General features: G+C 32.7%; 18 protein-coding genes. 7 read left to right on the top strand and 11 right to left on the bottom strand.

Annotation, left to right across the window (positions count from 1 at the left end):
• Positions 1–17: 17 nt before the first annotated feature.
• From Spiro2_RS04450 to Spiro2_RS04490, 9 genes are all read right to left on the bottom strand, one after another.
• Positions 18–944, bottom strand: a complete 927-nt coding sequence (locus tag Spiro2_RS04450) for an ABC transporter permease subunit (RefSeq protein WP_338637334.1) — start codon at positions 942–944, stop codon at positions 18–20.
• 15 nt (positions 945–959) lie between these two features.
• Positions 960–1,880, bottom strand: a complete 921-nt coding sequence (gene oppB / locus Spiro2_RS04455; RefSeq protein ID WP_338637335.1) for an oligopeptide ABC transporter permease OppB — start codon at positions 1,878–1,880, stop codon at positions 960–962.
• A gap of 92 nt (positions 1,881–1,972) precedes the next feature.
• A complete protein-coding gene (locus Spiro2_RS04460) occupies positions 1,973–3,619 on the bottom strand; it encodes a peptide ABC transporter substrate-binding protein (protein WP_338637336.1) in 1,647 nt (548 codons plus the stop codon).
• Positions 3,620–3,855: 236 nt separating this feature from the next.
• Positions 3,856–4,509, bottom strand: coding sequence for a YopT-type cysteine protease domain-containing protein (locus Spiro2_RS04465; protein ID WP_338637337.1), 654 nt, complete (start codon positions 4,507–4,509; stop codon positions 3,856–3,858).
• A gap of 203 nt (positions 4,510–4,712) precedes the next feature.
• Positions 4,713–8,219: a methionine synthase gene (gene metH, locus Spiro2_RS04470; protein ID WP_338637338.1), complete on the bottom strand. Its 3,507-nt coding sequence runs from the start codon at positions 8,217–8,219 to the stop codon at positions 4,713–4,715.
• Positions 8,220–8,222: 3 nt separating this feature from the next.
• On the bottom strand, positions 8,223–8,513 hold the full coding sequence (locus Spiro2_RS04475; RefSeq protein WP_338637339.1) for a 2Fe-2S iron-sulfur cluster-binding protein: 291 nt from the start codon (positions 8,511–8,513) through the stop codon (positions 8,223–8,225).
• 34 nt (positions 8,514–8,547) lie between these two features.
• Positions 8,548–10,422 carry a bifunctional homocysteine S-methyltransferase/methylenetetrahydrofolate reductase gene (locus Spiro2_RS04480; protein WP_338637340.1) on the bottom strand — a complete coding sequence of 625 codons (1,875 nt, stop codon included), beginning with the start codon at positions 10,420–10,422 and terminating at the stop codon, positions 8,548–8,550.
• A 95-nt stretch (positions 10,423–10,517) separates the two neighbouring features.
• The gene (locus Spiro2_RS04485) at positions 10,518–11,243 is read right to left on the bottom strand and encodes a response regulator transcription factor (RefSeq protein ID WP_338637341.1); all 726 of its coding nucleotides are present in this window, start codon (positions 11,241–11,243) and stop codon (positions 10,518–10,520) included.
• Positions 11,209–12,099: a HAMP domain-containing sensor histidine kinase gene (locus tag Spiro2_RS04490; RefSeq protein WP_338637342.1), complete on the bottom strand. Its 891-nt coding sequence runs from the start codon at positions 12,097–12,099 to the stop codon at positions 11,209–11,211. The genes Spiro2_RS04485 and Spiro2_RS04490 overlap by 35 nt, the downstream gene beginning before the upstream one ends.
• A 73-nt stretch (positions 12,100–12,172) precedes the next feature.
• Here Spiro2_RS04490 and Spiro2_RS04495 point away from each other — a divergent pair, with 73 nt between their 5' ends.
• Genes Spiro2_RS04495 through lipB form a run of 4 tightly spaced genes read left to right on the top strand, consistent with a single transcriptional unit; the run spans position 12,173 to position 17,293 of the window.
• Positions 12,173–14,509: a lytic transglycosylase domain-containing protein gene (locus Spiro2_RS04495; RefSeq protein WP_338637344.1), complete on the top strand. Its 2,337-nt coding sequence runs from the start codon at positions 12,173–12,175 to the stop codon at positions 14,507–14,509.
• 22 nt (positions 14,510–14,531) lie between these two features.
• Positions 14,532–15,329 carry a phosphonate ABC transporter ATP-binding protein gene (gene phnC / locus Spiro2_RS04500; protein WP_338637345.1) on the top strand — a complete coding sequence of 266 codons (798 nt, stop codon included), beginning with the start codon at positions 14,532–14,534 and terminating at the stop codon, positions 15,327–15,329.
• Positions 15,330–16,622: a phosphonate ABC transporter, permease protein PhnE gene (phnE, locus tag Spiro2_RS04505; protein ID WP_338637346.1), complete on the top strand. Its 1,293-nt coding sequence runs from the start codon at positions 15,330–15,332 to the stop codon at positions 16,620–16,622.
• The gene (lipB, locus tag Spiro2_RS04510; protein ID WP_338637347.1) at positions 16,622–17,293 is read left to right on the top strand and encodes a lipoyl(octanoyl) transferase LipB; all 672 of its coding nucleotides are present in this window, start codon (positions 16,622–16,624) and stop codon (positions 17,291–17,293) included. Before phnE ends, lipB begins: the two co-directional genes overlap by 1 nt.
• Here the strand turns inward: lipB and Spiro2_RS04515 are convergent.
• Positions 17,290–17,898, bottom strand: coding sequence for a hypothetical protein (locus tag Spiro2_RS04515; RefSeq protein ID WP_338637348.1), 609 nt, complete (start codon positions 17,896–17,898; stop codon positions 17,290–17,292). The genes lipB and Spiro2_RS04515 overlap by 4 nt on opposite strands.
• A gap of 427 nt (positions 17,899–18,325) precedes the next feature.
• Positions 18,326–19,513 (bottom strand): cation:dicarboxylate symporter family transporter, encoded by a 1,188-nt coding sequence (locus Spiro2_RS04520; RefSeq protein ID WP_338637349.1) that lies wholly within the window; start codon positions 19,511–19,513, stop codon positions 18,326–18,328.
• A 429-nt stretch (positions 19,514–19,942) separates the two neighbouring features.
• Here Spiro2_RS04520 and Spiro2_RS04525 point away from each other — a divergent pair, with 429 nt between their 5' ends.
• From Spiro2_RS04525 to sufC, 3 genes are all read left to right on the top strand, one after another.
• The gene (locus tag Spiro2_RS04525; protein ID WP_338637350.1) at positions 19,943–21,184 is read left to right on the top strand and encodes an aminotransferase class V-fold PLP-dependent enzyme; all 1,242 of its coding nucleotides are present in this window, start codon (positions 19,943–19,945) and stop codon (positions 21,182–21,184) included.
• Between the two features lie 142 nt (positions 21,185–21,326).
• Positions 21,327–21,896 carry a Fe-S cluster assembly sulfur transfer protein SufU gene (gene sufU / locus Spiro2_RS04530; protein WP_338637351.1) on the top strand — a complete coding sequence of 190 codons (570 nt, stop codon included), beginning with the start codon at positions 21,327–21,329 and terminating at the stop codon, positions 21,894–21,896.
• Between the two features lie 32 nt (positions 21,897–21,928).
• Positions 21,929–22,678: a Fe-S cluster assembly ATPase SufC gene (gene sufC / locus Spiro2_RS04535; protein WP_338637353.1), complete on the top strand. Its 750-nt coding sequence runs from the start codon at positions 21,929–21,931 to the stop codon at positions 22,676–22,678.
• Positions 22,679–22,694: the final 16 nt, after the last annotated feature.

A 22,694-nucleotide genomic window follows, 5' to 3' on the forward strand; every position in this document is an offset into this window, starting at 1 on the left:
TTCTAGGTTCCAATTTTTTATCGATCTTTAGGATCAAGGGCATCACGCAATCTATCGCCTATAAAATTAAAGCAAAATAACGTGACAACAAGAAAGCTCGCTGGAAAAACTAAACGCCACCAAGCAATTGTTAAATTTTGGACACCATCATTAATTAACACTCCCCAACTTGTTGCAGGCTCTTGAACTCCTAATCCTAAAAAACTTAAAAAAGATTCGGTTAATATAACTTGTGGAATAGTTAATGTAAAATAAATAATAACTATACCTGAAATGTTTGGAACAATGTGTCGTAGGATAATAATAGGGGTTGATAGGCCACAAACGTATGCATTTTCAATAAATTCTTTGCGTTTGAGACTGAGTGTTTGCCCTCTAACAATTCGAGCCATGTCTAGCCAGTTTACTGCTCCAATGGCAATAAAAATTAAGAAAATATTTCTTCCAAAAAACGTCATTAATAAGATAACAAAAAACATAAAAGGAAGTGAATATATAATATCAACAGTTCGCATCATGATTTCGTCAGTTTTTCCTCCTAAAAAACCAGCTGTTGCACCATAAGTAATACCAATTAAAATACTAATTAAGCTAGAAATTATGCCTATAAATAATGACATTCTTCCACCATATAATGTTCTTGCAAAAACATCTCTTCCTAGATCATCTGTGCCAAAATAATGATAATTTGTAATATTTGGAGGATTAGAAATTGCTAACCAGTCGGTATCTTGAATTTCATAATGAGTGATAAATGGAGCTAAAGTAACAATTAATATAATTATAAAAAGAATAATAAAACTTATTATTGCAGCTTTATTTTTTAGTAATCGATTAAAAGCATCTCTGTATATGTTTTTTCTTTTAATGTATGAATTATCTTCTAGTAAATTTGGGATTAAAATATTCTTGTTTATATTTGTTCTTTTTAATATAACGGACATGAAATTTTATCCTTGCTAAAGTCTAATTTTTGGATCTATTAACATATAAATAAGATCGACTATAAAATTAAAAATAATAATAATAGTGCCAACTAAAATTACAGTTCCTAAAACAAGAGTGTAGTCTCGGTTAAGTGCTCCTTTAATTAAGTAGCTGCCGAGTCCGGGTAAACTAAAAATTTGTTCTACTACCACAGATCCTGTAATGATCCCCCCTGAAGCTGGACCTAGATATGAAATTACGGGTAAAATAGCTGGTTTTAAAGCATGTTTTAAAAGAATAACTCTACTAGGAATTCCCTTGGCTTTAGCAGTGCGAATAAAATTGCTTTTTAAAACCTCAATCATACTGCTGCGCATCATTTTGCTGATAATTGCAATTTGTGGGAGTGCTAAGGTTGTAATTGGTAAAATTAAATTTTTAACAGATCCTTCATTCCAACCTCCTGCTGGCAGCCATCCTAATATGACTGCAAATAGTAATGTAAACATAGGAGCAGTAACAAAGTTTGGAATTGAAATTCCTGTCATAGAAATACTTGATGCTATGTAATCAATCCACGAGTTTTGTTTGTAGGCTGCAAGTAAACCGATTGATATACCAATTATTATTGCAATTGTCATAGCCCAAGCACCAATTATTAAAGAAACAGGGAATCCTTGTGAAATTAATTGATTTACAGTCCAGTCTGGATATTTAAATGAAGGTCCAAAATCGCCTTGTGCAATTGAGCATAAGTAATCAAAATATTGTTTGTAAAGAGGATCGTTTAAATGATATTTGGCATCCAAATTTGCTTGTACTGTGGGATTTAATGTTTTTTCTCCAGAAAATGGACCACCAGGAATTGAGTGCATCAAAAAAAAAGAAAGAGAAATTAAAATCAATAATGTTGGCCATGCTATTAAAAATCTTTTTAGTGTATATTTTAGCATATTTTAGTATAACCTTAAAAAAGTGTTATTTAAACATCACAAAAATTAGGCGTATTTACATAATATGATTTTTAAAAAATAATTTTATACTTTTAGTTATTTTTATTTTCAATAATATAGAAATTTCTTGAGTAAATATTATCTAAAGGGTTTTGACCTGTATAGCCTCCAATATAGCTTTTTACAAGATGCGTTGAAACATAGGTGTATAGTGGGATAATTGGATAATCTTCTAACATTAATGCCGATGCTTTTTCGAGCAGTTTTTTTCGATTTGTTTCGTTAGTTTCATGAGATGCTTGCTTTAAAAGTTCATCAAATTGAAAATTCTTATATCTTGAGCTATTTTGAGGGTTTGATGACTTAAAGAGGTCAAGAAATGTAGATGCATCATTGTAATCTGCATACCAATTATCTCGAGACGTCACGTAACGTCCTTCCATTCTTTCGGTAAGAAAAACTTTCCATTCTTGATTGATTAAATTAACTTTAACGCCTAGAGTTTTTTCCCACATTGATGAAATTGCAATCGCAATTTTTTTAAATAAATGATTTGTATTATAAGAATAAGATATTTCTAAAGGATTGTCTTTTGAAAATCCTGCTTCTTTATATAATTTTTGTGCTTCTGCTATAAGTTGTTCTTTACTTAATTTTGACCATGCATAACTATTTTGTTTATAGTTTGATATTCCATAAGGAACAATATCGTATATCGATTTTTCACCACGTCCGATGATTTTTTCAACGAGAACGTCCCTGTCTATTGCCATACTTAACGCTTGACGTAATTTAATATTATTTTTAAAAGGTTCTATACTGTTGTTTAAATTTATATAAAAAATTGCTAAAATTGGGCTGGTATAAAGTTGCGAAGCATAATTTTTTTTAAGAAAATCATATTTATCTGAAGGAATATCATACGTAAAGTCAATTTGTCCTGTTTGATACATTTGTAATTCTGTATTGACGTCTGTTATTGGGTAGTAATTCACTGTTTCAATAATTGTTTTATCGTTATTCCAATAGTTTTTATTTCTGACAGTTGTGAGCTTATCACCAATTTTCCAATATTTTAATACAAATGCGCCGCTTGAAACTAAGTTTCCAGGAAGCGTAAATTGGTCGCCATGTTTTTCAACATTGGCTTTTTGAACAATCGCTAAATTTGTTAAAGCTGTAATTTTAATAAAATATACAGTTGGAACGTTTAATGAAATTTCAACTTTAGATGTAGTTACTGCTTTTACTCCGAGTGATGATACAGGAGAAAGTCCTGTTGCAATTTGTTTTGCATTTTTGACCATGGAAATAATGTCTGAATACGGTGAGGCAGTTTTGGGATCAACAAGTCTTTGAAACGAAAACACAACGTCTTCGGCAGTAATTGGAGAGCCATCAGAAAATTTCGCGCCATTGCGAATATGGAAAGTATAAATTAAGCCATTTTTACTCACTTCCCATTTATCAGCAATGCCAGGAACTATGTCTCCTTTTTCGTTTTCGGTGGTTAGACCTTCAAATAAATCGTATGTGAGTCGGTAGCTAATCACATCTTGCACTTTTTGCGGATCGAGTGTTGAAATTTCTGATCCAATTCCTACATTTAAAATTTGTTGGTTTGAGAGCTTTGTTCCCGGTGGTACTTCAGCAGCAAAGCTTTTTTGTATCGATATTTTAAACTGTATTAAAGAAAAAATAACAATAAATATGAATTGAGTTAATGTGTTTTTAAACATAAAACTTTCCCGATCGTTGAGCAAGTAGGAGCTAATAATTTTTTATCTTACGACTTACTAAGTGAATTTTTTGTATCTGTCAATGTAAACAGTTAAATTTAAAAACAAAATTAATTAATTAATTGTAATTATAGAGGTTTTTTAACAACTTGAAAGCAAAGTTGAAAAATTGTTATTTGTGGTAAATGGTTAGACTGTACAGTCTTGTTTCTTTTGATATAAGTTTAAAAGAAAAATTAATATTGAAGTTCTACAACAGCTAGATGTTTTATTTTATAATCCAAAAGACATTCATTAAATTTATAGAATAGAAGGGCATCATCTATTGCTTCTTTGTGATTATAAATAATAATTCCATAATTAGAATCAAAAAAAACAATAGATTTATAATTTATAGCCAGTGCAAGTGCATGACCACCTGTACAAATTAAGAAAGCTTTTATTTTTGTTCTCATATCATTATTTTTTAGTAGATCATTCAGAAAATATGTTAAACGAAATGCGCTCATAAGTCCACAATATTTAACTAGTTTAAAACCAAGTTCTGAATAAGACTTTAAAAAATTACAATTATCATTGATAAAAAATTCATCCGGGGAAACATCTTTATTATGGTGTTCATCATATTTATAATTTTCTTTTTTAATTGCATGTTTTCTAGTATTAAAATTATAATCTAGTTTATTTTGAATTAGTAAGCCTTCATTTGAACTTGGTAGAGAAATTTGACAAAAAGTCTTTAAAGTATGAATTTTTTTAATCCATGCTAAGCTTAAACCATGACAAATGCCATCTGAATATAATGCTTTTCCAGGTATCAATGATTTTTTTTTAAAATGTTGTCCGAATATAACTTTTTTGTTTGTAACAATTTCAATGTATTGAGGCATTTTTAATCTCTTTAATTTTTAATAATTAATCAAAAATCACCCAAATAATAATATAGAAATAATTTTTTTACAAATATTAAATATTTTATTTCATCTATTTAATATATAATTATTTATTAATAAAAATTTATTGAATATTAAAAATAATTTTTATGAATATAGATTTAATAATAAAAAATTATTAAATCTAAAAATTAATAAAATTAAGTTGTAAAATATCGGGCCTGCGGATGCCATGTTACCAAAGCACTCGTAGTCAATTCGGGGTGCATTTGAGAACTTTCTGAAATATGCACACCGATACGGTTTGCTTCAAGTAAATTTAAAAGTAGCGTATTGCCTTCCATATTTGGACATGCCGGGTAACCAAATGAATAGCGTGAACCTTGATACCCTTGGCTAAATAGTTGCCTTAAAGTTTTTGCATCTTTATTTGCAATTCCCCATCCAGTTCTCATTTTTTTATGTAACCACTCTGCGCCTGCTTCAGTGAGTTCTGTTCCTAGTCCATGGTAATAAAAGTAGTCTGTAAAGTTATTAGATTCGTATAGTTGTCTAGCCTGGGAAGAAAACTCTTCTCCTAAAGTGACAATTTGGACACCCAGAGTGTCGATGTCTCCCGATTCTACATTTTTAAAAAAATCAGCAATACATAAAATTCTGCCTGATTTTTGTCTAGGAAAATCAAATTTTGCAATAATATTTCTTTTATTGATAGGAGTTGTTGGTGTTGTATTAGGGTCATAAACAAGCAAGGAGTCATTTTGCGAACATACTGGAAAATAGCCGTAAATGGCTTTAGGCAAAATTGATTTGTCTTTTAATAATTTTTCTTTTAAGTTTAATAATAATGGCATTGCTTTATGATTAAGAATCGATTGAAATTCTTCTTCAGAACTGTTGCCTTTTTTAAACCCCCATCGCGTTCTAATCAACGCAAATTCGTCTACAAAAGCAAAAATTTCTTCTAAATTTAATGACAAAATTTGTGTTCCCCAAAAAGGAGAATTAGGAACCCGCTCTGTTTTTCTAACCCATGGACTTTGTTTACATTTGTCAGGAATTAAAGAAACATTTCCTTTTTTAATGATTTTAATTGTATTATCATCATTATTTTTTGAATTTGCTGGTTCATTTTTTGCAAAATTTCTAATTTCTTGTAAAATTGCAGAACTTATTTCTCCTTGGATTGATGTCAATTTTTCCATAATTTTTAAACATTCAAATGCATCAAATGCATAAAAAACAGGGCCTTGATAAACAGCTTGACATTCTTTTTCAACAAATTCTCTAGTTAATGCGGCGCCTCCTAAAATGACTGGAGTTTTAAATCCATGCGCAGTCATATATTCTAAATTTTCTTTCATGATTGCTGTCGATTTAACAAGCAACCCACTCATGCCAATAGCGTGGGCACCAGAATTTTTATACTGCTCAAGAATGCTTTCTATTGGCTGTTTAATTCCTAAATTTAAAATTTCATAGCCATTATTGGTTAAAATGATATCAACTAAGTTTTTGCCAATATCATGCACATCTCCTTTTACAGTGGCAATAATCATTTTTCCTTTACTGTAGCCAGATTTTTTTTCCATAAAGGGCTCTAGTGCTTTAACCGCAATTTTCATGACTTCAGCACTTTCTAGAACAAATGGAAGTTGCATTTCTCCTGCGCCAAAGCGTTCTCCAACAACTTTCATGCCATCTAGCAAAATATTATTGATAATATGCAATGGCGAAAAAATTTTTAAGGCCTCGTGACAATCGGCAACAATAAGTTGTTTTTCTCCATCAATAATATCAAGCTTTAGCCTTTGTTCTAATGGAATAGTATCTCTATTTTTTGGTTGATGTGATGATTGTTTGTTTTTGTCATTAAAGCGAGTGACAATGAGTTTTAATGGGTCATAATTTTCTTTTCTATTATCAAAAAGTAAATCTTCAAATAAAATTTTATCGTCAGCGCTGATTTTTGCAATTGGAAGAATTTTTGAAGCATTGAGAATTGCCAAATCTAATCCATATTTGACAGCATGAAATAACATTAAAGAATTTAAAATTTGCCGAGCAAAAGGAGTCAATCCAAAACTAACATTAGAAAGCCCCAGTATTGTTTTTACTTCTGGAAAATTGTGTTTAATAAGCTTGATGCCATTTAAAGTTTCGATTGCCGATTTTCTAAATTCTTCATCACCACTCCCTAACGTAAACGTTAAGGGGTCAAAAATTAGATCTCCAGGATGAATTTTATATCGAGAAACAGCCAATTCATATATTTTTTCTGCAATAGACAATTTGTGTGCCGCAGATTTGGCCATGCCGGATTCATCGATTGTGAGAGCAACAACCGCAGCTCCATATTCTTTACAAAGTTGCAATATTTTTTCTGCTTTGGCAGTTCCGTCTTCAAAATTGATAGAGTTGACCACGCACTTTCCGGGAACTGTTTGCAGTGCTTTTTCGATAACTGGAATTTCTGTAGAATCGATCATGATTGGAATATTCACTTGAGTGACAATTTTTTTTAGCAGCGCATCCATATCTTCCGACTCATTGCGTGAGACATACGCGACACACACATCGAGAATGTGAGCCCCTTCTTTCAGTTGACTTTTGGCTATTTGCGCAAGACCTTCAAAATCATTATTTGATAACAGTTCTTTAAATTTTTTAGAGCCATTGGCATTGGTCCGTTCACCAACGTAAAGGGGTTTGGGTTCTAAATTTAACGGAACAGACGTATACAAGCTGCTTACACTTCGCGTTAATTTTCCTTTTCTGATACCAGGATTGAGCTGTTGAATTTTTGAACGTAGTGCATGAATATGTTCAGGTGTTGTGCCACAACATCCTCCTACAACATTGAGTTGAAATTCTTTTGCCATAGAAAAAACTTTTTCTGCAAACTCCTGCGGTTTTAAAGGATAAACAGTTTTTCCTTGAACATTTTGAGGTAAGCCTGCATTGGGCAAAACACTAATTGGCATTGGGGATGCTTCGCTCAGATAAGCAATATGGCTGCGCATCTCATCGGGGCCTGTTGCACAGTTCATTCCTAGTACCTGAATTCCTAAGGCTTCGATTGCGGTTAAAGCTGTTTGAATGTCACTGCCAACGAGCATGGTACCGTTACTTTCAATTGTAACTTGTGTCCAAATTGGCACTTCGATTTTTAACAGTTTCATGGCATTTTTCGCTGCACGAACAGCAATTTTTGCTTGATTAATATCTTGGCAAGTTTCAATTAATATTGCATCAACTCTACCCTGTAATAAACCTTGAATTTGAGTAAAGTAACTTTGGTAAAGAGTGTTATAATCTATTTGTAATAAAGATATGAGTTTTGTGCCAGGGCCAACGCTTCCTATTACAAACTTTGCTTCATTGTAAGAATTGGCAACATCTCGTGCGAGTTCTGCCGCCAATTTATTTAAAAGCATGGTTTGGTTTGCAATACCAAATTCTGCTAAGACAATTTCATTACAGCCAAAGGTATTGGTTTCTATCGCATCGGCACCTGCGTTATAGTAATTATGATGAATTTCTTGAATCCAATGTTTTCGAGTTTGATTGAGAATTTCAACGCATCCATCAAGTTCATGGCTGCCATAATCTTCTATTGTTGGGTGATAAGAAAAAATTTGCGTTCCCATCGCACCATCAAGTAGCACAACTTTTTCTTGGATAAGTTGGCTTAAAGTTTTTTTCATTTTTTATAAACCTATATAATTAATAGAACAGTCACCAAGTATTTTAATTTGGCAGCCTAAGCGTTCATTTTTTTGTGCGTCGATAGATGCAAGAAAATCTTTTTCTTCGCTATTCATTTGTGAAATATTTTCGCTACCTGATTCAATTAATATACGACATGTGCCACATGTGCCATTGCGGCAGCCAAAAGTCACATCGGCATCACAAGCCGCCACAATGTCTTGAAACGATGTGCCACAAGGTGCTTCAACATCCATGTCTTCAAGAGCAAAATGAACAATACATTTAGACATTAAAAAATTCCTTATTTTTAAAAATAACTTTAATTTAATCTAAAAGTTTGAGTGCAAAATCAACCATTCCTAATGGAGCACTAATTTGCAATCCTTGAACAGAAGATTTAATTTTTGCAATCAATTCTTTGGCAATTTGTATTCCTTCTTGCATTTGATCGTCTGCGCTTTTGTATTTTTCCATGCGTTTTAAAATTGTTTTTGGTACATAAACGCCAGGCACTTCGTTTGCCATAAATTCGGCGTTGCGCAAACTTTTTAATGGCCAAATGCCAGCAATAATTGGAATTTGAAATTGGGATGAAAATTCTAGAAATTTAAATAACGACTCAGAATCAAAAACTGGTTGGGTGATAGCCCACTCTGCACCTGCTTCGACTTTGTAACGGAAGCGAGATTTTTCTGTTTCTAAATTGGGGGAAACGGGGTTTGCGCCAACTCCAACACTCATACTCGTTGGGACGCCGATACTGGATCCGCCTAAATCAAAACCACTATTGAGCCTTGTCACCATGTTCACAAGTCCAATTGCATCGATGTCAAATACTGCTGTGGCATTCGGGTAAGGACCCATTTTAGGGGGATCTCCGGTAATACAAAGTATATTTTTAATACCAAGTGCAGCCGCACCCAACAGATCGCTTTGAATGCCTAATAAATTTCGATCGCGGCAGGCGTAATGCAAAATAGTTTCAATTCCAACTTTTTGTTCAATTAAGCAGGCTGTGGCAAGAGAGCTCATGCGCGCTGAAGCTCTGGGGCCATCTGGAATATTTATCCCATCAATATTATTGTTTTTACAAATTTTTGCACGTTCCAAAATTTTATCTATTTCTAATCCTTTGGGTGGGAGTAGCTCCATGGTGATCACAAACTCGCCGTCTACAATTTTTTTTGCCCATTGGCTCTGTAATGCTCTTGGGACTTTGCTGGTGTGCACATGAACAGGTTGTGCGGAATGGTTCATCGTAATTTTGTGTTCAGTATGTTTAAACGCTTTAGACTGCCTTAGGGCGCCAGCCATAATTTTAGTGTGAGCAGGAGAAGTGCCGCTGCTGCCGCCCAGTAACCGCACACCTTTGAGGAGTGCTTGTCTTGCAAATTCTCCCATATATTCTGGGCTTGCCATATAAATCAACCGCCCATCAACCATGCGTGGCAAACCTGCGTTTGGATATAAAATAATTGGTTTTAAGGTCACAGAAATTATTTTTTTAATGAGCTCAAGCATCGGAGCTGGGCCATTGCCACCATCAATTCCCACCACATCAGCACCCCATTCATCGAGTTTTCTGATAAACCATTCTGGTTCGGTGCCATAGAGGCTGTGGCCATCTTCATTCACACTCATCATTGCAATAATCGGAAGTGCACATGCTTCTTGAATTCCAAGTATTGCTTGGTGAATTTCTGATAAATCTGGAAAACCCTCTAAAATAAAAAGATCAGCACCACCGGCAACAAGGGCAGACGCTTGATTTTTAAATATTGTTTTGGCTTCATTCAGTGATGTGGGGCCCCATGGTTCAATGCGCACGCCAAGAGGGCCAATACTCCCTGCGACCCAGCACTGATTGTTTGCTGCTTTGCGTGCAATTTTTGCTCCTTCGCTGTTTATTTCGTGTGATTTTTCTTCGAGTCCAAATGCTTTTAATTTTGTAGCATTCGCCCCCCAGGTATTTGTAATAATAATTTTTGCTCCAGCATTGATAAATTCGCAATGAATCTGATACACAAGCTCTGGTTGCGATATATTAACTTCTTCAAAGCATTTGTTAATAAATATTCCTTTTTCGTAAAGTAACGTGCCTGTTGAACCGCTTAAAAGAATATTTTCTCCTGTTGATAAACATTCAAGAAATGAGTTTTTGCAGTGCGTAAGTTCGGCAATCGGTTTTTTATTTGACATACTAACAAGCACCCCAGAATATAGAACAAAAAAATTAAATAATGAGGAAAAACTATTACATTATATTGGGTTGAGCGCAAGGAATGAAAATAGAATTATAAAGAGTTGTTGCTACTGGGAAGATACGTGTAACCAACTCCACGAATTGAAATTATAAAATCAGGATGAGCAGGATTGCGTTCAATGTATTTTCTGAGTTTTCCAACAAACACATCAACAGTTCGGGTTTCGATGACTGCATCATATTGCCAAACTTTTTGCAGTAAATCATTTCTTGTCAGAATTTTATTTTGATTTTCTAGAAATACTTGTATTAATAAACCTTCAGTAGGCGAAACTCGAATAATCAATCCATCATTTTTTTTAATACATAAATTTTCTGGATCAAAAATAGAATCTCCAAATTTTGTTGGTATCAAATTTATTTCTGTTTTATACCACTTTTTTCTTTGGACAAGTCGTTTAACGCGTAAAATAATTTCAGATAAATGAAATGGTTTTGTTACGTAATCATCTGCGCCAAGCTCAAAAGCTTTAATTCTATCATTTTCTAGGCTTTTGGCACTCAGAACAAGAATCGGAATTTTTTCTGCTAAAATACGGGTCTGTTTTAAAATTTCGTATCCATCCATTTCTGGAAGCATGATATCTAAGACAATTGTCGATATTTTTTCAAAATTACTTTTAATAAAGTTAATTGCTTCAAGTCCATTAGAAATTATTGCAACTTCAAATCCTTCTGCCTCAAAGTTAAATTGCAACCCTTCCCCAATGGATTCTTCATCTTCAACAATGAGAAGAAAATCTGTGGAGTTCGACATAAAAACTTGTTCCTTTGTTAAGCCCTTCGCTAAAAGCGAATAATTTTCCATGATGTTCTTTTACAATTGAATGGCATACAGACAAACCCAATCCGGAGCCTTGTACTCTTGTTTTTGAGTTTCGTTCTATTCGATAAAATTTTTTAAAAATCTTTTTTAAATTCTTTTTTTCTATACCAACTCCATTGTCTTTGATGTGCACTTGAATAAACTCATTTTTGACAATAACTCCTCCTTGAATTAAACCGCCACGTTCTGTATATTTTACGGCGTTGTCAAGTAAGTTATCAAAAAGCATAGAAAGATGATAAGGGTTACCAATTACAAAGTAAGCCTGTTTTTCGTTTGTTGGCAGTTGATGAAAATCAAATGTTCTAATTTCGCCAAACCGATCTTTAAATTGGTTAAATGAATTGTTGAGTAGTTCGCTTAGATTGACTCGAATATGGGCTAATGAAGATTTATCAGATTCTAGGCGCGCAGAAATGAGAACTGTGTCTACTAATTTTTGTAACCGTTCTGTTTCTTTTAGGGTGCGATTTAAAAATTTTTTTCTCTCTTCTTCTGCAACATTTCGTAGTAAAATGGTTTCAGCGTAAAGACGGATGCTTGCTAAAGGGGTTTTGAGTTCATGCGTTACGCTGCTTAAAATGGTATCTTGCATTTTGGTAATTCGAGAAAGTCTTCTTTGGCTTACGAATATAACGTACAATGCAATTAGAATGAATCCCATTAAAATACAGCCTTGCGCCAAGATGACCCATTGCCCAGAGCTTGTTGCTCCAACTGGTAATTTTTCAATTAGATTATTAATCTCTTGGCTTCTGAGGATGTACCAACGGATCCAAACAAACATGAGTAAACCCCAACAGATTTGCGCAAGGATGAGAACCGATATGGGATGTAATAGCCACTTGAGTTTTTTGAGCATGAGAATCCTTCTAGTCATAATTCTACTGACTGGTCTATTCAGTATACAAAAAACAGTTGCATTCGAAAGTTCAAATTCAGAAGTTATGGGTAAAAAATATGTAACCTACTATCAAGACTTTTTAAAAAACAAAGACTATCAAGAACTTAAACAACTTGACGAAATGCGAACCCAAATCTCCAAAATTAAAAATAGCACAGAATCTATTTATGCAAACTTAGGCTTATTGAATGTTGCCATTGACTCCGAAAATATGAATTATTCTGAATTTGCGATTCAAAATTTAAAATCTAAAAAAAGTAAGATGTCTCTATTAGAGTTGGATATTTTTAAAATTTATCATGCAAAATATTTGTATTTAAAAAATGATTATGCAGGTGCGATATTACTTCTTAAGCCATTGGCAAATAAAGGCAAGTCTATTTTGTCTCCCTTAGTGAGTCCTCTTTATTTAGATGCTTTATTAGATTTGGGGTTAAGAGCAGAAGCATTAGATTATTATAAAAAAAATTCAGAAATTGTGGAGCAAAATTTAGATTGGGAAACATTGAATTCAATTTATGTAAAATTAGCTTCAGCCGCAGTTTATTTTAATCAGTTTAATTTGGCATTAAATTTTTTAAAAAAACCATTGCTTTTTTACCCTGTAGAAAAAGCAGGCAGAGAGTCTATGGTTATTTTGGCTAAAATTGAATGTGCAGGAGGAAGTATTGGAAGTTTGTATTTTCGAGAAGAAAATATGATGTATTTATCGCGCGAGATTTTTAGAAGAATTGGCAACCAAACAGACTCCAAAAACTATGTGCTAGCGCTAATAGGAATTAATCCTCAAGATCCTTTACCTAAAGTTAAAGTTGATAAACTCAGTATTCAAGAAAAATTAAAAATATTAAGTATAGCAGATTTATTAATAAATTCTCGAGAATATCAATTGGCAGATATTGTTCTTGAATATTTGTCAGAAGCAGAAATGTATATTGAGCCTTTTAGTAAAGATAAAATTTTAGATATGCGTGGTAGAGTCTTTAATGCATTGCAAAAGCCTTTAAAAGCTGCGCAATCCTATTTTAGAATTTTTAACGAAATGCCAACTTCTAAGCTTGCAGATACTGCAAAACTTAAATATGCCATGTCTTTGCATTATGCAAGAAATAATTCAGAATCCGCGCAATTTTCTATTGCAAATCAAATTTATACATCAAGAGAAGAACAATCTTGGTTTACTTTTTGGCAATATTATTTGTCTTCTCAATTTTTAGAGGCAGAAAATAAAGCAAAGGAGTATGTTTCTTTAAGTCCAAAAAATGCTGACAGTAACCGTTTTCAGTATTGGTTAAATGTTTTAAGAAAAAATAAAATAGATAAAGATTTATATATTAAAAATTTAACAGAAATTTCAAATAAAAATTTTGATTATCCATACCCAATTTTTTCAAGAATGAAATTAAATGAATTTTTATCTATCCCTTATAAAGTAAATATTGTTAATAATCAAAACTTTAAAGATTTTTATGTTACTCAAAGTAATCCATTTATCAATAAAAAATTACAAAACCCACAGTTAGAAATTATTAGAAAGTTGGTTAATTATAAACTCAATGAAATTGCAAAACAACACATTAAAGCTGTTAATATAAAAAGGCTTAAAAAGAAAGAAATAGTGGCTTTAGCAAACCTCGCATATATGGCTAAAGATTATAAATTAGCCTCTGAGCTTATGCGAAATAATTTTTCTTATACTCTGCAAGACTACAATATTATTGAAAATTGGTCAGAAAAAACTAATTTTTGGAAACTAAATTTTCCTTTAGCATACTGGTCCGATATTCAAAATGCATCACGTCTTGCTGATATTGATCCTTTTTGGTTACTTTCTATTATGCGTGCTGAGTCAAGTTATGATGCTAAAGCAGAAAGCCCTGTTGGAGCTATTGGTTTAATGCAGATAATGCCATATACTGGACTTAATATTTCTAAACATATTGGTAAAGAAAATTTTAATATTGGATTGCTTAAAGATCCAGGACAGTCGATTGCATTTTCAGCATGGTATTTGAGAATGTTATTAAAAATATACAATGGTAATTATTTACTTGCTACAGCGGCTTATAATAGTGGCCCAGAGGCAGTAAATCGCTGGATTAATCAAAATAGTTCTCTTACTATAGACGAATTTTATGAAAATATTCCATTTCAAGAAACAAAAAGATATGTTGCTAAAGTTTTAGGATTTTTAGATATATATTATAAAGTTCAACTTGGGGTTGCAAATGGATATTCTTTAGATTCCGGAGAAAATTTACCCGATATTTTTACAAGAATGAAAATATTTTAATAATTCAGAAAGGAATTTGCAAGTGAGTTTTCAAATTAAAGACAACTCTTCATTGCTTTTAAAGTTAGAAAATATTACTAAAAAATATCCAAATGGTGTGCATGCATTAAAAGGTATTAATCTAAATGTATTTAGAGGTGAATTTTTAGCAGTGATTGGTTTATCAGGATCTGGAAAATCAACTCTGTTACGTTGTATCAATAGAATACATGATCCCTCTTCAGGAAATATATTTTTTTCTGGTCAAAATATTACAAATGTAAAAGAATCTCAGCTTAAATTGGTGCGTTCAAAAATTGGGATGATATTTCAAAATTTTAATTTAATTGAAAGAAAAAATGTATTGCATAACGTGTTACTTGGTAAATTGTCTTTAAGGCAAGCTTTATTTCTAGGAGGAATTTTTCATCCGTGGCCTGAAGAATGGATTGTAGATGCTTACGAAGCCCTCCAAAAAGTAGGACTTAAAGAGAAAGCGCTGATTCGTGCTGATGGGTTGTCTGGAGGCCAAAAACAACGCGTTGCAATTGCCCGAACCCTTTTGCAAAATCCTGAATTGATTTTAGCAGACGAGCCTGTGGCATCACTAGATCCTTCAACAAGTTATTCTGTTATGAACTATTTAAAAGATCTCAATCAAAATAAGAATATTACGATTGTTTGTAATTTGCACTTTTTAAGTTTGGTTCGTGAATACTCAACGCGAGTGATTGCCTTAAAAAATGGAGAATTGATATTTGAAGGTAAGCCTTCTGATATTTCTGCAAAATGGTTTAGAAACATTTATGGTGAAGAAGCAAGAGAAGTGGAGATTCAATAAATGCGTTTTCCATCTTTTATTCCAATGGAAGAAACTAAACGGATAAAAAAACAATGGATTGGTTTGCTCATTGAAATGGCCGTTTGGAGCTATTTTATCGTTTTTTTGGTTAAAATATTTTTTTTTGATATTATAATGCGTTATTTAGAGTATCTCGCATATCAAACACCTCCGCTGCAATTTGCATCAATCATAATAGAAAAACTTCAATTTGATAGCCGTTATTTCGAGTTCCCGTGGAGTTGGTTTTTGGGATTATGTCTTATTGGTGCAATGATTGGAGTATTGGTAACTTTAAAGTGTAAAGGATTTGGTTCTTGGGTCGCAAGTATTTCAAAACTTCAAGTGAGCGATCCGCAAGCGGTGTTAAAAATTCAAAATCACTGGAAATATGCCAAGCTTGAAGGAATTGCACTGCTTGCAATGACCTTAATTACGGGTTTGATTTTAATTGAAGCAAGTGTTCAGAGAATTTTTCAGGTAGAGGGATTATTGGGTGCAGGCAGACTATTTCTTCAATTAACTTGCGGAATACCAGGAGTTGGAGAAACAGTTGGGTCAATATCACTCTATGAGTGTTTAAAATGGTTATTAAATCAAATCGTTTTTTTGCACAATTTAATATTTACAAACCAAATCGAATTTTTTTCTGCACAATGCGTTCCCAATGATCTTGGTTATTTTACAAATGCATTAGGCAAACTGGCAGAGTCTATTTATCTTGCTTTTGTTGCAACCTTTTTTAGTTTGCCGATTGCTTTTATTTTGTCGTTTCTTGCTTCAAGAAATTTAACGCGACAAAGTTTTTTGACTCGAGTTAGCTATTTTATTGTTCGTTCGATGATGAATATTACACGTTCCATTGAGCCATTAATTTGGGCAATTTTATTTTCTGTATGGATTGGAATTGGACCATTTGCCGGCTCTTTGGCCTTGCTGGTGCATAGTGTCGCAAGTTTGGTAAAACAGTATTCTGAGGCAGTAGAAAGTGTTGAAAATGGACCTATGGAAGCGTTACAAGCAACTGGAGCAAATCGTTTGCAGGTAGTATGGTATGCAGTCGTGCCGCAAGTTGTGCTTCCGTTTCTTGCTTTTACAATTTATCGCTGGGATATCAATGTTCGCATGGCAACAGTGATCGGTCTCGTTGGTGGTGGTGGTATAGGTAGTTTACTGATTCAGGAACAAATGCTTGCCCGTTGGACTCAGGTGGGAAGTTTGGCATTTTTAATTTTTTTGGTTGTATGGGGAATGGATTACTTATCTGCCAAAGTTCGAGAGGCGATTCAATAATGGAAATTAAAAATTTAGGTCTTATTCCTTATGGAGATTGTTTAGGAATTATGGATTTTTATCATTCTGAGGTGGTAAAATCTCCAAATCATCCCGGTCTTATTTTGGTTGTCCAGCATCCACCTACAGTGACAATGGGCAAACGAGAATTATTGCAAGATATGCTTGTTTCACCAGAGCAGCTAAAAACGAAAGGGGTCGATTTTTTTAAAATTGATCGTGGGGGCAGTGTCACAGTTCATGAGCCAGGGCAGTTGGTGATTTATCCTATTTTTAATCTTGGTAAATACAAGCAGACTGTTCGTTCTTATGTGAATTTACTTGAAGATGCGATGATTGAAATTTCTGCAAAATACCAAGTTACTGCGACGCGCAGCGAGGTCAATCCAGGAGTATGGTGTGGCCATAACAAAATTGGTGCATTAGGAATTAGAATTCTGAATAAAGTCACTAAACATGGTATTGCTTACAATATAAATAACTCACTAGAAACATTTAAGCATATTGTTCCATGTGGTTTAAGAAATAGTGGTGTGACATCTCTTCTGGCAGAAGTGAAAGCACACACGGCAAAAGATGAAAACTTACAGTTTAATATTGATTTTGATGATGTTTCTTTTCAGTTATCAGGATACATAAAAGATAAATTATTGTTAACTATTAACAGTTAATTTTTTTGTGGTGAAGTGTAATAAAATTTTATTTTAGTAACAAATTTAAAACCCTTTAAATTTCTAGTTCTATTACTTAGTATTTCAAACGTATAAATTTTTTCTAAAGCCCTCTCAAAAAAATTATCAAATTGCTGGTGTTTTTTGCTTTTATTATAATAATAACAAACAAAAATTTTAAAAATTAAATTATAAATTTCTATTACTTCTTTTTTAAGATCATTGATTGCTTTTTGTATTCTCGAGTTTTTTTTGTTTTTATAAGATAATATTTTTAGGCAAAAAAAATGAATGTCAGAAAATAAATAAAATATTTCTTCTGCTAAAAACTTAGTAAATTTCCAGTTTATTTTTTCTTTAAAAATTGCTTGATTAATTATTTTAACATAAACAAAAGAATTTTTAAGGCTAAAATCAATGTTTTTTAAATCATTTTCTCGTCTGCCAAAAATCTGAAAACTATTTCTTTCCCAATTTATTTTTAATTTAGAAATTTTTTTTGATATTTCTTTTAATAAATAAACTTGAGAAAAAATGCAGCTCCAGTTAGAAAAATTTTTTTCATCAAAATTTAGTTCATTTAAAAAACTAAAATAATTTAGCATAACGCCTCCTTTAGCATGAGATAAATTGATATCATTGAGATTGGTTATGGGTTTAAAGATGAAGTTGACATTCAGGAATAATAATTTTTTTTCATGAAAGTAGCCAGTCATACCCTATACCTCCATAAATTTTTTAGAGATCAAATTAAAAAAGGCTTAATATTGAATATGTAATAAGCACCTGTCGGTTTTGAGGTCTTGAGTAGAACGATTAAATTGCAATAAAATTTAATCGTTCTCCTTATTTTAAAAAAAAATACTAAAAATTAAATACAATTCATTGGTAAAAATTTATTTTACCCGTATATTAATTAACATAAAAAAAATATATTTATATGTAAAGCACTTTGGGGAAGCAAAATATTTATAATTAATAAAGCTTCTTAAAAGAAAATTAAGAAACTCTATTAATTATAAAGGAATTATTTTAATTTGTTGAAATTGTCTTCTTGGTTTTAAATATCTTTGTGGTTAAGATCGCAAATGCACCATTTCCAAGAATATTTGCTGTTGTATTCAGGGGATCTAATAATATATAAATCGCAGTGATTAATCCTCCCATTTCTGGGGAAAATCCTAAGTATTTTTCAAGGATTGGTATCATCACAACGATTCCACCGCCAGGAATTCCTGCGACAGCAAATTTAGCCAAAACAAAGAAGCTTGCAAAAATAAAAAAAGTTGAAATATCAGGAAACTGCACGCCAAATGTTCCCATTATCGCAATGGCAATCATAGGAACAGCGATGCTATCTCCAATAAGATGAACATTGACTGTTGCTGGAACAATTGTGCGAGAAAGATCAACTTCTCCCGTATTTTTTTCTGCCGCTTGGATAGTGAGAGGCAACGCAGCCATACTTGACATTGTACTAAAGCCCATCATTCCAGATGGAAGAACATTTTTAATAAAATAAACAAATTTTTTGAACTGAAAACCAGCGCCGAGATAGTAAAGAAAAGCAATATAAAGCACTTCCGCAACGATTATTGCGATAACAAGAGGAAAATATGATTTAACAATGACAGATAAAATGCCATCACTTTCTAACTTAATCACAAACCCTAATGCAAAGAGAGGCAAAACAGGAACAAAGACTTTATTTAAAAATACTGTGACTATATGACGCATATTGTTAGCAAATTGATCGACCTTAGCACTTCTAAACTTAGAAAAAACTAAACCAGCTAAAAAACCACTAAATAAAGCAAGATTGTTAGAAATAAGTGAGGGTAATGCAAATTCCCAAAAGGGCTTTAGTGAGTGTGTTAAATTAAGATGCGTTTCTTGGATGTTGTGAAAGCCAGGTAGAGCAAATTTAGAAATACCGTAACTTAAAAAGGTTGAAAAATAACCAGAAACACAAATACATCCGAGTAATATAATGATAAATTTAAATACGTCGGCTTTAAAAGAGAGTAGACAAGAAAAAATACAACTAAATATTATAAATGGTAGACAAAATATTAAAAGCTCTTTTAAAGAAAGACTTATGGCATACAAAATAGATTGAAGATCGATTGGAAGTAGGCTCCCAAAAAAGTAACCAAAAATTAGGGTAATCAGTAACCGAAAAATAATGCTATTAAAAATTTTGGGCAGATATCTTATCATTTTAAGACCTTAAATAAATTTTAAAAGTATGGCAGTTTTCCACTTGATGAATTTCAAAAAGTTCAAAATTTTTGCCTTTTGCACGTTTAATCAAACAATAATATATTGTCAATATTTTTATGGCCATAGCTTTAAATTGAATGATGAGATAACAGAAATGAAACATTTTTTATATTTAAGAATACATAAAAAATTTTATCTTAATGCTTTAATTAAATTTGTCTTAAATTCAAAAAAATTTTTTATGTCATTTGTACCTAAAAATAGAAGTTAATTTTTTAGAAAATATTTATTGTAATTATCTTAAATATTTTCTAATTTTCAGACATCTTTGAAACTATATAAGTATTGACAGATCTTGAACATTTTGCGATCTCTATGACAGGTTAATTTAGGGCAAAAATTATATTGCTCTATAGGAAGGCAAAAATGAATACCATAGCACTTGGTTCCAATTTAAAGCATGATTTTCCAATATTTAAAAATAATCAAAAAATTGTTAACGGAGTGGTAAATCCGTTGGTGTATCTTGATTCGGCAGCAACCACCCAAAAGCCTAAAGCAGTTATTAATGCAATGAGCCATTATTTAGAAAACGATTATGGCTCCGTGCATAGAGGCGCATACGGCGTATCCATTCGTTCTTCTGAAATATACGAGAACGCTCGACTTAAAGTAGCAAATTTTTTAGGCAAACATGTTTCTCCGTCACAAGTCGTCTTTACTCGAGGTACAACAGAAAGTTTAAATATTTTGGCACATGGTATTGCTGATACATATTTAAACGAAAAGTCACGCATTGTGATTCCGGCAATTGAACATCATGCAAATTTAATTCCATGGCAACAGGTTGCTTTAAAACAAGATTGTGAATTGGCGTATATTTCTTTAGAAGGAAAAAAAGGGAAACAACTACAACTTAACCTTAAAAACGCTGCGCAACTCATTACTAAAAATACAAAAGTAGTCTCATTAGCGCATGTTGGCAATGTATTAGGGCAAGTCAATCCAATTGCAGAAATTATTGCTCTTGCTAAAAAAGTTGGTGCTCTGGTTGTTTTGGATTGTGCACAAAGTATTGCAACCCACGATGAAGATTTGTTTGCGTTAGGCGCCGATGCGGTGGTGTTTAGTTCGCATAAAATTTATGGACCAACTGGTATTGGTGTTTTGGCAATGAGTCCAGAGCTAATGGAGAGTCTTCCGCCGTTTCAATATGGTGGTGGGATGATTTCTTCGGTGACATTAGAAGGGAGTCAGTGGACAACAGGGCCTGCAAAATTTGAGGCAGGAACGCCTCCAATCCTTGAAGCTTGTGGTTTGGCTGCTGCAATAGAATGGTTGAATGCTGCCAATCGTAAGCAAATTTTTGAGCACACGCGTCAACTGGCAACGCTTTTTTTAGAAAAAATAAAACAAATACCTGATATTGAAGTTTTTTCCCCAGAAACAGGCAACGAAGCGATTGTGTCATTTCGCCATGCAAAAATTCATGCTCATGATTTCGCGACAATTCTTGATGCGAGCAACATTGCAATGCGAGCAGGATTGCATTGTGCTTGGCCCCTTATTCATGAATTAGGAGGTGATGCCCTAATAAGATGTAGTTTTGGCGCCTATTCAGACGCTGATGATGTCAATATTGCATATAAAGCCATAAAAAATATTTAAAATTAATAATAATAATATCATATTTTTTTATATCTTGTTATTCTAACGTCCTAAATGTCGAAAATTCGATTTTGTGGTGATAGCTTTTTTATGTGGCTATGCCACAGGAGTACATGTGTCTTGAGTTGTGGAGTTTTTTGTTATGGAAGAAAATTTGAAAGCCTCTCAATCAATTGAATTAAGCTCATTGTATCAAGAGGTTATAGTAGATCATGCAAAGCGACCTCGCTTTAAATCTAAAAATTCTTCATGCCGTTTCTGTTTAGAGGGAAAAAATCCAATTTGCGGAGATAATATTACGTTATTTTGCCAAGTCGAAATGCAAAATTCGTGTCCATTGCTTTCTATTCAGTTTGACGGAAATGGCTGTTCTATCAGTCAGGCCAGTGCAAGCATAATGTGTGAAATATTGCAAAAAGTTACGTTAGATAAAGCGCAAAAAACAATTCATCACGCAGAAGAAATTTACACAGGAAAATTAAAAGTTAATCCACAAGATTTAGAAGATGATATTGAAGCATTAAATGGAGTGAGTAAATTTCCTGTTCGAGTAAAGTGCGCTGCACTTCCTTGGAAAACATTAGATTTATTGCTTACAGATAACTTTGATGTTGATGGAATGCCAAAGTCTGGCTGTGACAAATTAGAAAATTGCGTTAAATCAACAAATAGCCAGCGTAAATTAAAAATTGTAACAACTGAAGAAAAATAATTTTTGTTTTTGAGTTTAGAGGAAGGTTGTAAATGTTATCAATAAGAAACCTAAAAGCGTCTGTAGCCAGTAAAGAAATTCTAAAAGGAGTAAACTTAGAAATTCCTAAAGGTGAAGTGCATGTGATAATGGGGCCAAATGGTGTTGGAAAATCAACCTTATCACATGTCTTAATGGGTTCAAAAAATTATGATATTACTGAAGGCGCTGTTTTTTTGAATGGCGAAGATATTACCCAGCTCGATACCGCAGAGCGAGCGAGACGTGGGTTGTTTTTGGCTTTTCAGTACCCAGTTTCTGTGCCAGGATTAAAAATTTCAGAATATTTAAGAAATCTTTATAATATTAGTCACGAAAAGCAGGTAAGTGTTTCTGAATTTAGAAAAATCATTAAAGAAAAACTTGAGTTATTGAGTATTGATCGTATGGCTTTGCAACGATATTTGAATGAAGGCTTTTCTGGTGGCGAAATGAAAAAGTTTGAAATGTTGCAATTAATGCTTGTTGAACCCAAAATTGCAATTTTAGATGAAATTGATTCTGGAGTCGATGTGGATGCGCAAAAAATTGTTGCAAAAGCAATTAATTATATTGCAAAAACATACAATACAAGCTTTTTAATTGTGACGCATTATCAAAGATTATTAAACTTTGTCGAACCCCATAAAGTGCATGTTGTGCTAGATGGAAAAATTAATCTTTCTGGTGACATGGAATTAGTTCATAAGTTAGAGCGCAGTGGGTACGATGCAATAAGACAAGGTTACGAAACAAAAGTATAAATATAATATCAAATTT

Source organism: Spirobacillus cienkowskii (genome assembly GCF_037081835.1).
In the GTDB taxonomy this organism is placed as follows: Bacteria; Bdellovibrionota_B; Oligoflexia; order Silvanigrellales; family Silvanigrellaceae; genus Silvanigrella; species Silvanigrella cienkowskii.

What these genes read in the sequence shown, in the direction of transcription:
- Spiro2_RS04450 (WP_338637334.1), bottom strand. Translation starts at nt 944, where the DNA reads ATGTCCGTTATATTAAAAAGAACAAATATAAACAAGAATATTTTAATC.
- oppB (WP_338637335.1), bottom strand. Translation starts at nt 1,880, where the DNA reads ATGCTAAAATATACACTAAAAAGATTTTTAATAGCATGGCCAACATTA.
- Spiro2_RS04460 (WP_338637336.1), bottom strand. Translation starts at nt 3,619, where the DNA reads ATGTTTAAAAACACATTAACTCAATTCATATTTATTGTTATTTTTTCT.
- Spiro2_RS04465 (WP_338637337.1), bottom strand. Translation starts at nt 4,509, where the DNA reads ATGCCTCAATACATTGAAATTGTTACAAACAAAAAAGTTATATTCGGA.
- metH (WP_338637338.1), bottom strand. Translation starts at nt 8,219, where the DNA reads ATGAAAAAAACTTTAAGCCAACTTATCCAAGAAAAAGTTGTGCTACTT.
- Spiro2_RS04475 (WP_338637339.1), bottom strand. Translation starts at nt 8,513, where the DNA reads ATGTCTAAATGTATTGTTCATTTTGCTCTTGAAGACATGGATGTTGAA.
- Spiro2_RS04480 (WP_338637340.1), bottom strand. Translation starts at nt 10,422, where the DNA reads ATGTCAAATAAAAAACCGATTGCCGAACTTACGCACTGCAAAAACTCA.
- Spiro2_RS04485 (WP_338637341.1), bottom strand. Translation starts at nt 11,243, where the DNA reads ATGTCGAACTCCACAGATTTTCTTCTCATTGTTGAAGATGAAGAATCC.
- Spiro2_RS04490 (WP_338637342.1), bottom strand. Translation starts at nt 12,099, where the DNA reads ATGTTTGTTTGGATCCGTTGGTACATCCTCAGAAGCCAAGAGATTAAT.
- Spiro2_RS04495 (WP_338637344.1), top strand. Translation starts at nt 12,173, where the DNA reads ATGAGAATCCTTCTAGTCATAATTCTACTGACTGGTCTATTCAGTATA.
- phnE (WP_338637346.1), top strand. Translation starts at nt 15,330, where the DNA reads ATGCGTTTTCCATCTTTTATTCCAATGGAAGAAACTAAACGGATAAAA.
- lipB (WP_338637347.1), top strand. Translation starts at nt 16,622, where the DNA reads ATGGAAATTAAAAATTTAGGTCTTATTCCTTATGGAGATTGTTTAGGA.
- Spiro2_RS04515 (WP_338637348.1), bottom strand. Translation starts at nt 17,898, where the DNA reads ATGCTAAATTATTTTAGTTTTTTAAATGAACTAAATTTTGATGAAAAA.
- Spiro2_RS04520 (WP_338637349.1), bottom strand. Translation starts at nt 19,513, where the DNA reads ATGATAAGATATCTGCCCAAAATTTTTAATAGCATTATTTTTCGGTTA.
- Spiro2_RS04525 (WP_338637350.1), top strand. Translation starts at nt 19,943, where the DNA reads ATGAATACCATAGCACTTGGTTCCAATTTAAAGCATGATTTTCCAATA.
- sufU (WP_338637351.1), top strand. Translation starts at nt 21,327, where the DNA reads ATGGAAGAAAATTTGAAAGCCTCTCAATCAATTGAATTAAGCTCATTG.
- sufC (WP_338637353.1), top strand. Translation starts at nt 21,929, where the DNA reads ATGTTATCAATAAGAAACCTAAAAGCGTCTGTAGCCAGTAAAGAAATT.